Raw genomic sequence first — 12,547 nt, 5'->3', positions numbered from 1 at the left:
TTGTTCCAAACGATACATTCAAACCTAGCATGAGATATATTATTTCCATCCCATTTTCCATACTAAATCTATGCAGATTTAGTAGAGCTTGATACGAAAATTTCATCAAAATTATGTTCTTGTTCAATTATGATTTGTTGATTTTTCATAAGCTCAAGAACCGCTAAAAATGTTACAACCATTATTTCCCGTTCATCATCAACAAACAAATCATAAAAACTTTGACGACCACCTTGTATTTCTAACTGTTTTAAAATATCAATCATGCGCTTTTCAATTGGTATTTCTTGACGAGTAATACGTGTTGTTACAGGTTTCTTTGCTTTTTTACGGCGCATTAATTTTTGAAATGCCGCTAGCATATCATATAACGTAACATCAAGAGGCAAGTTTGTCTCCTCTTCTTGTTGTAACGATGTAAAATCAATTGGCGGACGTGTATATAGCTGTGCTCTTTCTTGTTCTCTTTCTTTTAGCTCAGTAGCAACTTGCTTATATTTCTTATATTCAATTAACCTCTCCATCAATTCTTGACGAGGATCATCTATAAAGTCATCACCGTTATCAAGTACATCTTCTTCATGTTTCGGCAACAACATTTTACTTTTAATTTGTAATAAAGTCGCAGCCATTACTAAATACTCACTTGCAACATCTAATTGTAGTTCTTTCATCGTATGAACATAAGATAAATATTGCTCTGTAATTTCCGCTACAGGAATATTATATATGTCAATTTCATAACGATGTATTAAATGTAACAATAAATCTAAAGGCCCTTCAAAAGCCTCTACTTTAAAATTATACTGCACAAAGCATCCCACCACATTTTTTCTATAACAACATAAGTATAGAGCATACTCATGTTCTATCCAACCTTTTTAAGAAATTTAATTAAAAATGGACCTATGCCTATATCATCATGCCCACCGCTTCATATGATAACAGTGTAGTAAGAACAATGTAGGAGGTCAAAAAACTATGGGTCACGTTGATTGCGGTTTTAGCGGTGGGTTCGCATTACTTGTTGTATTGTTTATTTTACTAATTATTGTAGGGGCAGCTTGCTTCTGCTAATATGAACAATAACGACTAGGGACAATTCCCTAGTCGTTTATTGTTTATATTTCTATGATACACTTGTATTTATAACCGTTAAACAGGGGTGAAGAAAATGTATCCTACCGAATACATCCAATTTTTAATTCATTTTCACGGAGATTATGATTATTTTGAGTGCCACGAAATACTGGAAGAATATTGGAAAACAAAACCGAGAGAAAATCGTGATAATTATTTAGTCGGTCTTATTCAAATTGCAGTTTCTTTATACCATCAAAGACGCTCTAACTGGAATGGCGCAGAGAAAATGATGAAAAGCGCCATAAAGATTTTAGAAATAAACAGTGCACCTTTACTACGTTTGGGAATAAATCAGACACAACTTCTATGCTTACTCCAGGATAGATTGCAATCTATACAGAAAGAAGAGAGTTTTACACCGTTATTTTTACCATTATCGGATACAGCATTAGAAAAGCACTGCATGGAATTATGTCAGAAACAAAACCTTCCTTGGAAAGACGTGAATGCTACTTCTAATGAATATATAATACATAAGCACACATTACGTGATCGAACAGAGGTCATCGCTGAACGAAACGAACAATTACAAAAAAGAAAGCAGAGATAATAAACTACTTATCTCTGCTTTCACGAATGTATATTTTGTTCTAGCCCTTTACACTTTTTGCAAAAACTTGCTGTTTGCTCATTTCCGCAAATTGTAAACTCAAGAAATTTACTCTTTAACTCTTGAACCATCTTCGTCCCAATACCCATATGACGGTGAGACGGGTTCACACTCAAATGCTGAATTTCCAACACTTGATTCTCTTTTTTTACAATCCCCATTATCCCAACAAAATCTTCGTTTTGTTTCCACAAATACAATTGCCAATCATCCTTTGCTTCATAATCTTTCATAGTCAATTGTAATGTTTTTACATCTTTTTCAGTTGGCATAAATGAAAGAAGCCCCATTGCAATCTTTTCATAACTTTTTTTAAAACGAATTAACATAACCCTTATCCCTTCTTACAAAAGTTACAAACTATTAATCCCCTCAACCACTCTTTTCATATCACATTCATTTTACAATATTTTCAACAGAGTGAGAAGGGCCTAAAACAACTTGATAATCATACAAAGCCAAAAGAAGAAAGTCAAATATATGTTTCAGTACTATTTTTTCTAAGTAGATTAAAGAAGAAACGCTGTTATATGAAAGCAAAAAGAAACATCCACCGCTCATTACCACTTCAATATTCATCACCTGAGAGCAAATGAATTCTAGCAAAATTAATGTAATAAAAATATTTCTTGAAACATGTAATTTAATGTATTCTATGTAATTTGTTAAAATTTTGTTCTTATAGGCGCCATATTTTCTCTTCAATACAGTACTACTTGTATCATGTACTGCAAACGAAATACCCATTCCTATTAAAAAAACAAAAAAGAGAGCCATAGCTCTCTTTTCCCATTAACTTATTCTTCCCAAACTTTAACTTCTTTCATTACATCGCCTTGACGCATGTTTAATACTGTTTCAATACCGCTTGTTGCTTTACCGAATACAGTATGTACACCATCTAAGTGCGGTTGTGGCTCATGAACAACAAAGAATTGGCTACCGCCTGTATTACGGCCAGCATGAGCCATAGAAAGTGAACCTACAAGATGTCTATGAGGATTTCCATCAGTTTCACATGGGATAGAGTAACCTGGGCCACCTGCACCTGTTCCTGTTGGATCTCCACCTTGGCTTACGAAGCCAGGAATAACGCGGTGGAATGTCACACCATCATAAAATCCTTGCTCTGCTAGTTTTTTAAAGTTTTCTACTGTTTTTGGTGCCTCTTCTGGGAAAAATTCTAAATCGATTTTTTCACCATTTTCCATTAATATGTATCCTAAAGTTTTCATACGTATATGTCTCCTTTCAACTATCTCAGCACTATATTACCACATTCATGACTAGAAACAAAAAGAATCCGACAATCTAGATACTTCTTTTTCGAAATGTGGAAAAAGCTAGGTGACAAATAAGAAATATATACTATAATAACTGTGTTGCCCGAAAATTTTAGAAAGAGAAAGGGAGCGATTTTTCGTGAAAACGAAATTACTAGCTCTGCTATTGGCTGTAACGGTATTTATGATGCCAACAGCTTCGTTTGCAGACATCATCGAAGGAGAATCAATTGTTACACTAGGAGAAAACTTGTCTGAACAACAAAAACAAGATCTGTTAAAAGAAATGAAAGCACCAAAGGATGCTACAATCATTACTGTGTCTAATGCGGAAGAACATAAATTTCTAGAAGGGATTGTTCCAAAAGCGCAAATTGGTACGAGAGCAATTTCCTCTTCTATGATTACATACACAAAACCAGGGTCTGGTCTCATTGTACGTTCAAAAAACATTAATTCGATAACAGATGCAATGTACACAAACGCACTTATTACAGCAGGTGTGAAAGATGCAGAAATTCAAATTACTGCACCATTTAAAGTTTCAGGAACTGCTGCTTTAACCGGTTTAATGAAAGCCTATGAAACAACATCGAACAAAGCAATTCCTGAGGAAGTAAAAAAAGTAGCCAATGAAGAAATGGTGCAAACAGCCCAGCTCGGCGATAAAATTGGTGAAGAAAAAGCAGTTCAACTTGTTGCAAAAATTAAAGAAGAAATTGCCAAAGAACAGCCAAAAACGACTGAAGATTTACGTTCATTAATTCAAAAAATTGCGGATCAACTTGGCATTACATTAACGGATGAACAGTTAGATAACTTAGTTGCGCTATTTGATAAAATGAAAAATCTTAATATCGATTGGAATCAAGTTGGCAGTCAGTTAAATAAAGCAAAAGAACACGTTTCTGCCTTTTTAGGATCTGAAGAAGGGCAAGGTTTCCTAGATAAAGTTAAAGATTTCTTCTCAAGTATCATTGATTTTGTTAAATCGTTATTCAAGTAAAAAGAAGCTCGTCAGTGACGAGCTTCTTTTTTTATACAAGTAATGGCAATTTCATAACAGCTTCTTCGACCGAACGAACAATATGATTTGCCTTCTCCTTCACATATGGATGAGCATGATGTAGAGTAAATGAATGCGGAGTTACTTCAAACATAGAAATATCATTGAAAGAATCTCCAATGCATGCAACTTCATTTGCTTCAATTTGTAAATGTTCCATTAGTCGCCTTAAAGCACTCCCTTTACTTACTCCCCTTGGCATAATGTCAACATAGCGTTTACCCGACATAAAAACTTCCGCTTCGCTCTGAAATGTATCTCGTAACTCTTGATCTAATGCTGCAATTGTCTCTTCTTCCCCAAAAACAAACAATTTCGCAGGATGTACAGTCTTACCAAATTCCTCTTCTAATGCTTCTATTTCAGCAATATGCACGCCCATATACGTTTCAAAAGTATGATGATGTTCATTCTTTCTTTTTGTATACCGTTGCTCATTTGCACAAACAATATCTGCTAGTCCCTTTTTATGGATATATCGATATATTTCCTGGGCAATCCCATCTTCAAAACTTGATTCATGAAATATTTTTCCATCCGGCAGTAACATCGTTGCTCCATTTAAACTAGTTGTGTAATACGGGAATGCAAACCTATTTACGACTTCATCAATTCGATGAGTAAAGCGGCCAGAGGCAAAACAAATATTTGTCCCTTTTTCAGCTAACCAACAAAGTGCACGTTCATCTTCTTTTTGCATATGATTCACATTGTAAACGAGCGTATCATCTAAATCACTTACAAATAATTTAATCATGTCCTCTTCCCCTTCCATACACAATATCTACTCTAAGTGTACACAAAAAATGTTTGATTTTTGTTAAAAAACAATAAATTTTCGATAAAAAATAAGCAGGAGATTAATCCTGCTTATTTTTGCCTTCTTACATTTTGAGGTTTTACAATACTTGGGCGCACTTTTAAACTAGACATCGTTGGACGGAGTAGAATTTTTGTTAACGCTCCCCAATCAAATGGTAAAAACGGCCATAAATACGGTGTTTGTAAACTTTTTATAGACGTTAAAAATAAAATCAATATCGTCATTCCAACCACAAATCCCATTTCATGAAATATACCTGTCAAAATAATGACAAATAGCTTTCCGACTTTATTCCCAAGCCCTAATTCATAACTCGGTGTTGCATATGCTCCGATCATAGAAACTGCTACGTATAAAATTACTTCTGGTACAAACAAACCTACATCAATGGCAATTTGACCAATTAATATGGCAGAAATTAATCCTGCTGCAGACGACAATGATGTCGGTGTATGAATGGCAGCCATCCTTAAAAATTCGAGTCCGATTTCGGCCATCAAAATTTGTAATAAAATTGGTAAATGCGTCATCTTGTTCGGTCCAATGAAAGCAAGACTTTCTGGTAAAAGAGTTGGATCAAAAACAAACACTAACCAAAATGGCAATAAGAACAGTGAAAATATAACACCTAAAAAACGTACCCAACGTAAAAATGTACCTACAGCTGGATTTTGCCTAAACTCTTCTGCATGCTGTAAATGATGAAAATATGTTGTCGGTGTAATCATAGCACTTGGCGATGTGTCAACGAGTACTAACACATGTCCTTCTAATAGATGATTTGCTGCTACATCTGGTCTTTCTGTATATCGAATAAGCGGGAAGGGATTATAGCCTTGTTTAACTACAAATTCCTCTATCGTTTTATCCGCCATCGTAATCCCGTCTACTTCAATGTTATTTAATTCTTGTTTTATAATTTTAACTAAATCCGGATTTGCAACATCTTGTACATATGTAATACAAATATCCGTTTGTGATCTATCTCCTACTCGAATCATTTCATTTCGAAGACGTGGGTCACGTATCCTTCTACGAATTAACGCTGTATTTACAACGATATTTTCAACAAATCCATCCCTTGCACCACGTACTACCTTTTCTGTATCTGGTTCTGTCGGCGTCCGGCCCGGATAACTACGAACATCTATTGCAAACGCTTCTGTTTCACCTTCCACAAATATAACGATGAGTCCTGATAATACTTGAAGCATTACCTCATCCATCGTTTTCACTTTGCTTACTTGTTGATGGATTAAACGATTCTCTAAAAGCTTCACTGTATCTTCTTCTACATCCCTTATCTCATTTGTATCCACCGCTTCTTCTAAAATAGGGATAATATAATTTGTATCACAAAGTCCATTTACAAATAACACACCAATTTCTTTATTCAAAATTTGAAATTTACGAATGCCAACGTCGTATGTAACACCCAGTCCAGCTGTTTGCTTTAAGTAATTTTCATTATCACTTATGAAAGATGAAATAGGGATTTCCACTTTTTTAGGTTTCGTCATAAAAACCACTCCTTTCCAAAATTAATTGAATCGCTTTTCTAGTAATAGGTGATCCTCTCTCCCATTCATCGTTTCCACACATCTTACCAATATCACCAACTCCCACAATGACAGGAACATTCAGATCATCTAAACAATAAATTGTATCTCCGCTAATTCTGCCAATTTCACCATCTGGAAGTCCAAATTTATCAACACCGTATTCGGTTAAATTCCCGTTCCGATCTACACTGACATCTACACGTGCCCATTCCCAATGATGTGTATTAGACGCTACTGCCAAAATCCCCAGTACATCAATTTGTTTATGTGTGGCTACATATTTTAAAGCCTTTTCACCAGATCCTTCTCCAATAAATCCACTGTCATCAAACATGACAAATACAGGGTCATATGGCGTTTGCATAATAAGCTCAACAACTTTCTTCCCTGTCAATTTGGTTGGATTACTTTGTGATGCTGAAATACACCTTCCCCCAAATTCCTTCGTTAAAAGCTCAATTGTCCGCTTTGCATATTCATCTCCATCTGTGACCAAAACAACCCTTCGTCTCATTTGATTTATCCTTTCGGTTTACATATAAGTGCTACAAAAAATGAAAATAAAATCGCTGCAGAAATGCCTGCAGACGTTAAACTAAACATACCCATACCAATCCCAATATATCCGTGTTTTTCTGCCGCATGCATTGCCCCATGTAATAGTGAATGTCCAAAACTTGTAATAGGAACTGTCGCACCAGCACCAGCAAACTTTATAAGCTTATCGTACAATCCGAATCCATCTAAAACTGCTCCTATAACTACAAAGGTAGCCATTAAATGGGCTGGTGTTAACTTTGCGAAATCTAACAATACCTGTCCAATTACACAAATGGCACCTCCTACAAGAAATGCATATATAAAATCCACAATTCACTCTCCCTTCACTCTCTCAAATACGACACCATGTGCAATTGTTGGAATGGTTTCTTTCTGCTGCATCATCATCGGACTTAATAACGCGCCAGTAGCAACGACAAAAATTCGTTGTAAATTCCCTTTTTGCATCTCGCTTAATAAATGACCATATGTGACAACAGCTGAACAAGCACAACCACTACCACCGGCAAATACTTCTTCTTGACCGGAATCATAAATCATTAATCCGCAATCATTATATATATGCCCAAGATCATAACCTTCTTCCAGTAACAGTTGTTTTGCGATTGGTGTCCCAATAGCTGATAAATCACCGGTAACAATCAAATCATAATCTGCTGCACTCCTCTTCAAATCTTCAAAATGTTGTTGAATTGTATGAGCAGCAGCAGGTGCCATCGCCGACCCCATATCTAAAGGATTCGCAATCCCTAAATCTTGCACTTTTCCAATCGTAGCTGCCGTAATTTTAATGGCACTTTTTTCTTTACTAATTAATATGGATCCCGCACCTGTAACAGTGGAATTTGCTGTTCCTGGTTTTTGTCCCCCATACTCTGTTGGATAACGGAACTGTCTTTCAGCCGTTGCATTATGACTACTTACCGTCGCTAAAACACGATTTGCGAATCCACCATCTATAAAGGCTGATCCAACCGCTAAAGTCTCCATCGAGGTTGCACAAGCGCTAAACATCCCTAAAAAGGGAATCCCCCACTTACGCGCAACATAATTTGCTGTCACTGTTTGATTTAATAAATCACCTGCTAAAAAGAAATCAATTTGTGATGTCTTTACATTTCCTTTTTGCAAGACTTGTTGAATTGAATCTGACATTAATCTTCGTTCAGCAAGTTCCCAGTTTTCCTCTCCGCAATGTAAATCATCATATGAAATATCAAAATCCTTCCCAAGAGGGCCTTCAGCTTCTTTTGGACCAACAGCAGTACCGGTTGCATTCACATAAATATCATTTTGAAATACCCACGTTTGTTTTCCAGTCAACCTCATACTAGCCCCTCCTTTAAGACATAAAAATGTTAAAAGTATATCTTATTAATCCAATAACGTATGCACCAACGACCCCAAAAACGATAACACTTCCCGCTAGCTTAAACATATTTGTAGCAACTCCAAGCACAATTCCTTCACTCTTATGTTCTAGCGCAGCGCTCGCCATAGAATTCGCAAATCCCGTAACAGGTACGGCCGATCCCGCTCCAGCAAATTGACCGATTTTATCATATACACCACAACCTGTTAAAATCGCCGATAATAATACAAGCGTTGCAACTGTCGGATTTCCTGCCTCTTGTTCACTGAAATGAAAATAATGTATATAAAATTTCATTAATACTTCTCCGACAGTACAAATGAGTCCACCTACAAGAAATGCCTTGACACAATTTAGGAAATAGTTTGGTTTTGGATGGTACTCCTTCACTTTATTTATGTAATCATCCTTTAGTTTTCGCCCTGTCATTTATATATTGCCTCCTACTTTACGAAATAAATCCAGTGAAACAATGAGCCTATTACTTTGCCAAGTACAAGAGCAACGAGTAAAACAACGATTTTCCCTTCTACCCCTACTCGTTTCGCTAAAATAGGTAAAACATTTAACACTTCTGTTAATGCAGCTGCAAGCATTCCAATGAATGTGCCACAAAACAGTCCTAATATAACAAGCCAATATTGCGATGTTTGAAATGTAATGTTTTTCAAACTACACCAAGCTCCTGTTAACGTACCTGCAATAACTGCCCACTCAAAATATTGAATGTGCTTTCCACGTCTCGTTAATTGAGCTAGTCGGGGGATTATACCAAGTACAGCTAAAAATGCGACATATCCGCTACCTACTGCAATTCCTCCCGCTAAACCAATTAAAATAACAAGCCCAGACTCAATCATCGGCAAGTTGTTTCATATTGTCCTTGTTTTCATGAACAATTACATATTGGTCAAGTGACTGCTGGTATTGGAACATCTCCACTTCTAACGGACTCGGCTCTTCATTAATTCGCTTTTGAAATACATGATTAAAAAATAAAACCATACCTAACCCAAGACCTACTGAATAAGGAATTTGAAATAGAAGTGGTTGTGCCTTAAATTCTCCCGTAATCATGTAATATAACCGCTGGTGTACTTGTTGCATACTTACATCTTCATGGAAATAAATGATCGCAAGAGCCGCTCCAATAAAAAGTAACAACCATACAAGTCCGAAGAAAATCGGATGTACTTTCTTTTTTTCATATATAATTTCAACAAGAGTTTGTCCAGAACCGAGTAAATTAATTTGTATATGAGCCGCTTTTTGTTGAATAATCTCAATAATTTTCATAACATCAATTACAACATGCGTCTTATCATGCGCTGTTATTTTGTAAACTACCTCATTCTGTAATGACTCAACTACCATAGCATCTCCGGCAAGTTGAGCGACATCACCCAGTTTCACTTCATACGTAGGAGAAACTTTTAATCGATTACGCATTTTAATATAAATTGTTTGTTCCAATTTCCATTCACCTCTTCACTCTTCCTCGTAGTTGTAGTATGGTTATTGAATTTTTTTCTAATACAATTTTTTCATAAAAAAACATCTGTACCGTTTCGGTACAGATGTTTTTTAGTTTATGCCTTTTTCTTAAATAAATTTGCAATACTTAATGCGAGTCCTCCCCAAATGACTACCATACCAATAACCATCATCATAATCGCTGATCCGCTCATTATGAAACACCCCGATCTTTCCATTCTTTTTCAAGCTTAGCAGAATCTGAATGTATTTGTGCATTCCATTTCTTTATACTAATGATTAGTGCAACGATAAGGAACGCTGCTGCAATTGACCAACCATATGTTACGATAAACTCCGTTGGATAATCTCCGTAGTTCTTTTTAATATTTTGGATTGTCCCATCAATTAACATGTATCCTAACATAAGCGGGGTAATAACGAGTAAACTCACTCTCCAAAACGTCCCTAACTTAATATCAGATACGAAGTTTGCGTGATTTTGATAAACTGGTAAACGGCGTAGAATGAGCCCTATCGTAACTACTTCCACTAATGCAATTGAAATTAACCCGAAGTTATTAGCGAAATAATCAACAACATCTAGGAACATAAGCCCACCACGTGTTGCAAAAACAAGAGACACTAGTACGAGAAGCGTTCCCATAATTCCAATTGTTTTTTGGCGGCTTAAGCTGAACTTTTCAGATACGGCCGCAAAACATACTTCCGCAAGCGAAATGAGGGATGTAATTCCGGCAACCGTTAATGATAAGAAAAACAATACGCCAAATAACGGTGACATCGGTAATTCATTAATAATTTGCGGGAATACTACGAATGCAAGTCCTACACCAGCACTTGCTACTTTATCAACTGGTACTCCCATATTGTTTGCCATAAATCCAAGAGCTGCAAAGACCCCAATCCCTGCTAATAATTCAAATCCTGAGTTTGCAAAGCCAGTAATAAAGGCATTATTTGTTGTATCTGAGTTTTTCGGTAAATAACTAGAATACGTAATCATAATTCCAAATGCTAAAGATAAGCTAAAGAAAATTTGACCATAAGCAGCAAGCCATACCTTCCCATCAAAAATACGACTCCAATCTGGTTTGAAGAATGCATCTAATCCTTGCATCGCACCTTCCATCGTCACTGCACGAACTACGATAATAAGGAACATAACAACTAGTAAAGGAATGAAAATGCGGTTAACCACTTCGATTCCTTTTTTAACTCCTTTGAATGCAACACCAAGCACAATAATCCAAACGAGAGCTAATGGAATCAATACTTCCGGCACAAGCCCCCCAAACTGCCCTGGCTTATCTGCAACATGTAAGTACTCTTTAAATAAAAATGATTGCGTGTCTTTCCCCCATGCTCCAGTAATTGCAAAGTACGTATATGAAATAGACCAAGCGATAATTATAATTACTGTATAATATGTTGAAACGATAAATGTTACACACATTTGCCACCATCCGATGAATTCAGCACGCGGACTAATACGGAAGAACGTAAGTGGCGCTGAACCACGGTGACGATGCCCAAGAGCAAATTCAAACGCCAATAATGAAATACCAGTCGTTAATAATGCGAATAAGTACGGTAAAAAGAATGCGCCTCCCCCATTTTCATACGCTGTATAAGGAAAACGCCATATGTTTCCTAATCCAACGGCAGAGCCGACCGCTGCGAAAATAAATCCAGCCCTCGTTCCCCATTGTTGCCTCGTTTCCATATTTTCTTCCCCCTTTGTGACAAGTTCATACTTGGATTATATTTTAAATTTACTATATCACCAATAAATTCTGTTAATTTTTACAAAAGTTTACAATCCCTACTAAATTAAAGTCATAAAAAAAATCGAATAGATAGCTATTCATCTATTCGATCTTTCATCTGTTTTAATATTTTCTTTTCAAGTCTTGAAACTTGTACTTGCGAAATGCCTATTCGTTCCGCTACTTCTGATTGGGTTTGATCTTTATAGTAGCGTAAATACACGATTAAACGTTCTCTATCATCTAATTCTCTAATTGCTTCTTTTAAAGCAATTTTATCAAACCATTTCGTTTCAGATTGATCTGCAATTTGATCTAAAATAGTGATTGGATCCCCGTCGTTTTCATACACCGTTTCATGTATGGATGAAGGAGCTCGACTCGCTTCTTGCGCCAGAACAACTTCCTCTGGCGTTAGTTCTAACGCTTCGGCTACTTCATTAATCGTTGGGGCCCTTCCAAATTCTTTCGAAAGCTCGTCTCTCATCTTTCGAATTTTATTTCCTGTTTCTTTTAAAGATCTACTTACCTTCACTGATCCATCATCACGTAAAAATCGTTGTATTTCTCCAATAATCATTGGAACTGCATATGTTGAAAATTTCACGTCGAAAGATAAATCAAATTTATCTACCGATTTTAATAGCCCAATACATCCAATTTGAAATAAATCGTCTGGTTCGTACCCTCGATTAAGAAAACGCTGCACAACCGACCATACGAGACGCATATTACTTTGAACGATTGTATCTCTCGCTTGTTGATCTCCATCTTGACTTTGTTGAATTAACGCTTTTAGCTCGTGGTCCTTTAACTGAGGTTTCTTCTTCTCATTTTTGACCTCTATGTCCATAGGCTATTCTC

Annotated in this window: 18 protein-coding genes; 3 read left to right on the top strand and 15 right to left on the bottom strand. The window is 36.3% G+C overall.

The annotated features are described in order from the left end of the window. Positions 1 to 68: 68 nt before the first annotated feature. Complete coding sequence (locus MNO09_RS09510; RefSeq protein WP_001199757.1) at positions 69 to 812, bottom strand: segregation/condensation protein A; 744 nt, start codon at positions 810 to 812, stop codon at positions 69 to 71. Positions 813 to 981: 169 nt separating this feature from the next. On the opposite strand from MNO09_RS09510, the gene MNO09_RS09505 reads away from it, so the two are divergent. Both MNO09_RS09505 and MNO09_RS09500 read left to right on the top strand, forming a co-directional pair. Continuing rightward, positions 982 to 1,077 carry a YjcZ family sporulation protein gene (locus tag MNO09_RS09505; protein ID WP_000510194.1) on the top strand — a complete coding sequence of 32 codons (96 nt, stop codon included), beginning with the start codon at positions 982 to 984 and terminating at the stop codon, positions 1,075 to 1,077. A gap of 97 nt (positions 1,078 to 1,174) precedes the next feature. Continuing rightward, the gene (locus MNO09_RS09500; RefSeq protein WP_000283580.1) at positions 1,175 to 1,693 is read left to right on the top strand and encodes a DUF309 domain-containing protein; all 519 of its coding nucleotides are present in this window, start codon (positions 1,175 to 1,177) and stop codon (positions 1,691 to 1,693) included. A gap of 20 nt (positions 1,694 to 1,713) precedes the next feature. On the opposite strand, the gene ribT is transcribed toward MNO09_RS09500, so the two are convergent. The 3 genes from ribT to MNO09_RS09485 form a co-directional block, all read right to left on the bottom strand. After that, a complete protein-coding gene (gene ribT, locus MNO09_RS09495; protein ID WP_000908397.1) occupies positions 1,714 to 2,082 on the bottom strand; it encodes a GNAT family N-acetyltransferase RibT in 369 nt (122 codons plus the stop codon). A gap of 67 nt (positions 2,083 to 2,149) precedes the next feature. Beyond that, positions 2,150 to 2,332, bottom strand: a complete 183-nt coding sequence (locus MNO09_RS09490; RefSeq protein WP_033657732.1) for a hypothetical protein — start codon at positions 2,330 to 2,332, stop codon at positions 2,150 to 2,152. 218 nt (positions 2,333 to 2,550) lie between these two features. After that, positions 2,551 to 2,988, bottom strand: coding sequence for a peptidylprolyl isomerase (locus MNO09_RS09485; RefSeq protein ID WP_000853785.1), 438 nt, complete (start codon positions 2,986 to 2,988; stop codon positions 2,551 to 2,553). Between the two features lie 187 nt (positions 2,989 to 3,175). Between MNO09_RS09485 and MNO09_RS09480 the strand changes: the two genes are divergently transcribed. Then, on the top strand, positions 3,176 to 4,042 hold the full coding sequence (locus MNO09_RS09480) for a DUF1002 domain-containing protein (protein WP_000850512.1): 867 nt from the start codon (positions 3,176 to 3,178) through the stop codon (positions 4,040 to 4,042). Between the two features lie 31 nt (positions 4,043 to 4,073). Here MNO09_RS09480 and MNO09_RS09475 read toward each other — a convergent pair whose 3' ends face one another. The 11 genes from MNO09_RS09475 to sigF form a co-directional block, all read right to left on the bottom strand. Continuing rightward, positions 4,074 to 4,877 carry a Cof-type HAD-IIB family hydrolase gene (locus MNO09_RS09475; RefSeq protein ID WP_002096335.1) on the bottom strand — a complete coding sequence of 268 codons (804 nt, stop codon included), beginning with the start codon at positions 4,875 to 4,877 and terminating at the stop codon, positions 4,074 to 4,076. A gap of 95 nt (positions 4,878 to 4,972) precedes the next feature. After that, positions 4,973 to 6,445: a spore germination protein SpoVAF gene (gene spoVAF / locus MNO09_RS09470; RefSeq protein WP_000165598.1), complete on the bottom strand. Its 1,473-nt coding sequence runs from the start codon at positions 6,443 to 6,445 to the stop codon at positions 4,973 to 4,975. Next, positions 6,432 to 7,001, bottom strand: coding sequence for a stage V sporulation protein SpoVABEA (gene spoVAEA / locus MNO09_RS09465; protein WP_001254417.1), 570 nt, complete (start codon positions 6,999 to 7,001; stop codon positions 6,432 to 6,434). The genes spoVAF and spoVAEA overlap by 14 nt, the downstream gene beginning before the upstream one ends. Positions 7,002 to 7,006: 5 nt before the next feature. Next, on the bottom strand, positions 7,007 to 7,357 hold the full coding sequence (spoVAE, locus tag MNO09_RS09460; protein ID WP_000345909.1) for a stage V sporulation protein AE: 351 nt from the start codon (positions 7,355 to 7,357) through the stop codon (positions 7,007 to 7,009). A 3-nt stretch (positions 7,358 to 7,360) separates the two neighbouring features. After that, on the bottom strand, positions 7,361 to 8,377 hold the full coding sequence (spoVAD, locus tag MNO09_RS09455; RefSeq protein ID WP_001241142.1) for a stage V sporulation protein AD: 1,017 nt from the start codon (positions 8,375 to 8,377) through the stop codon (positions 7,361 to 7,363). A gap of 13 nt (positions 8,378 to 8,390) precedes the next feature. Further along, positions 8,391 to 8,849 (bottom strand): stage V sporulation protein AC, encoded by a 459-nt coding sequence (spoVAC, locus tag MNO09_RS09450; protein ID WP_000147732.1) that lies wholly within the window; start codon positions 8,847 to 8,849, stop codon positions 8,391 to 8,393. A gap of 14 nt (positions 8,850 to 8,863) precedes the next feature. Continuing rightward, positions 8,864 to 9,280 carry a stage V sporulation protein SpoVAB gene (gene spoVAB, locus MNO09_RS09445; protein WP_070169109.1) on the bottom strand — a complete coding sequence of 139 codons (417 nt, stop codon included), beginning with the start codon at positions 9,278 to 9,280 and terminating at the stop codon, positions 8,864 to 8,866. Continuing rightward, positions 9,273 to 9,869 carry a stage V sporulation protein SpoVAA gene (gene spoVAA / locus MNO09_RS09440; protein ID WP_240515221.1) on the bottom strand — a complete coding sequence of 199 codons (597 nt, stop codon included), beginning with the start codon at positions 9,867 to 9,869 and terminating at the stop codon, positions 9,273 to 9,275. Before spoVAA ends, spoVAB begins: the two co-directional genes overlap by 8 nt. A 140-nt stretch (positions 9,870 to 10,009) precedes the next feature. Continuing rightward, positions 10,010 to 10,108 carry a methionine/alanine import family NSS transporter small subunit gene (locus MNO09_RS09435; RefSeq protein ID WP_000016829.1) on the bottom strand — a complete coding sequence of 33 codons (99 nt, stop codon included), beginning with the start codon at positions 10,106 to 10,108 and terminating at the stop codon, positions 10,010 to 10,012. Then, complete coding sequence (locus MNO09_RS09430; protein WP_070169110.1) at positions 10,108 to 11,640, bottom strand: sodium-dependent transporter; 1,533 nt, start codon at positions 11,638 to 11,640, stop codon at positions 10,108 to 10,110. Before MNO09_RS09430 ends, MNO09_RS09435 begins: the two co-directional genes overlap by 1 nt. 137 nt (positions 11,641 to 11,777) lie before the next feature. Continuing rightward, positions 11,778 to 12,536: an RNA polymerase sporulation sigma factor SigF gene (gene sigF / locus MNO09_RS09425; RefSeq protein WP_000350733.1), complete on the bottom strand. Its 759-nt coding sequence runs from the start codon at positions 12,534 to 12,536 to the stop codon at positions 11,778 to 11,780. Between the last annotated feature and the right edge of the window lie 11 nt (positions 12,537 to 12,547).

The organism is Bacillus sp. N5-665 (assembly GCF_022637375.2).
GTDB classification, from domain to species: domain Bacteria; phylum Bacillota; class Bacilli; order Bacillales; family Bacillaceae_G; genus Bacillus_A; species Bacillus_A wiedmannii.
Note: the sequence above shows the minus strand (reverse complement) of the source record. Positions and strands in the feature narration are given on the sequence as shown.

What these genes read in the sequence shown, in the direction of transcription:
- MNO09_RS09490 (WP_033657732.1), bottom strand. Translation starts at nt 2,332, where the DNA reads ATGAATATTGAAGTGGTAATGAGCGGTGGATGTTTCTTTTTGCTTTCA.
- spoVAB (WP_070169109.1), bottom strand. Translation starts at nt 9,280, where the DNA reads ATGATTGAGTCTGGGCTTGTTATTTTAATTGGTTTAGCGGGAGGAATT.
- MNO09_RS09475 (WP_002096335.1), bottom strand. Translation starts at nt 4,877, where the DNA reads ATGGAAGGGGAAGAGGACATGATTAAATTATTTGTAAGTGATTTAGAT.
- MNO09_RS09500 (WP_000283580.1), top strand. Translation starts at nt 1,175, where the DNA reads ATGTATCCTACCGAATACATCCAATTTTTAATTCATTTTCACGGAGAT.
- sigF (WP_000350733.1), bottom strand. Translation starts at nt 12,536, where the DNA reads ATGGACATAGAGGTCAAAAATGAGAAGAAGAAACCTCAGTTAAAGGAC.
- spoVAD (WP_001241142.1), bottom strand. Translation starts at nt 8,377, where the DNA reads ATGAGGTTGACTGGAAAACAAACGTGGGTATTTCAAAATGATATTTAT.
- MNO09_RS09435 (WP_000016829.1), bottom strand. Translation starts at nt 10,108, where the DNA reads ATGAGCGGATCAGCGATTATGATGATGGTTATTGGTATGGTAGTCATT.
- spoVAA (WP_240515221.1), bottom strand. Translation starts at nt 9,869, where the DNA reads ATGCGTAATCGATTAAAAGTTTCTCCTACGTATGAAGTGAAACTGGGT.
- MNO09_RS09430 (WP_070169110.1), bottom strand. Translation starts at nt 11,640, where the DNA reads ATGGAAACGAGGCAACAATGGGGAACGAGGGCTGGATTTATTTTCGCA.
- spoVAEA (WP_001254417.1), bottom strand. Translation starts at nt 7,001, where the DNA reads ATGAGACGAAGGGTTGTTTTGGTCACAGATGGAGATGAATATGCAAAG.
- spoVAF (WP_000165598.1), bottom strand. Translation starts at nt 6,445, where the DNA reads ATGACGAAACCTAAAAAAGTGGAAATCCCTATTTCATCTTTCATAAGT.
- ribT (WP_000908397.1), bottom strand. Translation starts at nt 2,082, where the DNA reads ATGTTAATTCGTTTTAAAAAAAGTTATGAAAAGATTGCAATGGGGCTT.
- spoVAC (WP_000147732.1), bottom strand. Translation starts at nt 8,849, where the DNA reads ATGACAGGGCGAAAACTAAAGGATGATTACATAAATAAAGTGAAGGAG.
- MNO09_RS09485 (WP_000853785.1), bottom strand. Translation starts at nt 2,988, where the DNA reads ATGAAAACTTTAGGATACATATTAATGGAAAATGGTGAAAAAATCGAT.
- MNO09_RS09505 (WP_000510194.1), top strand. Translation starts at nt 982, where the DNA reads ATGGGTCACGTTGATTGCGGTTTTAGCGGTGGGTTCGCATTACTTGTT.